At 59.4% G+C, this 345-nt stretch carries 1 protein-coding gene; it reads right to left on the reverse strand.

Annotated features, from left to right (window positions below):
- A partial coding sequence (locus tag FEM01_RS24060; protein ID WP_240791799.1) for a GTP-binding protein occupies window positions 1-345 on the reverse strand: 345 nt, incomplete at both ends.

A 345-nucleotide genomic window follows, 5' to 3' on the forward strand; every position in this document is an offset into this window, starting at 1 on the left:
CCCATTTCGTTGTCGTCTTTGCCTTCCAGCGCCATACGAGCCGAACCGATGATGATCGGGGTGTCGTCGCCCGGGAAGTCGTAGGTGGACAGCAGGTCGCGAACTTCCATCTCGACCAGTTCCAGCAGCTCAGCGTCGTCTACCAGGTCAGCCTTGTTCAGGAAGACCACGATGTACGGAACGCCTACCTGACGGGACAGCAGGATGTGCTCACGGGTTTGTGGCATCGGACCATCGGCGGCCGAGCAAACCAGGATCGCGCCGTCCATCTGGGCAGCACCGGTGATCATGTTCTTCACGTAGTCAGCGTGACCTGGGCAGTCAACGTGAGCGTAGTGACGAATG

Origin of the sequence: Pseudomonas mosselii (genome assembly GCF_005796105.1) — a bacterium.
In the GTDB taxonomy this organism is placed as follows: Bacteria; Pseudomonadota; Gammaproteobacteria; order Pseudomonadales; family Pseudomonadaceae; genus Aquipseudomonas; species Aquipseudomonas mosselii_C.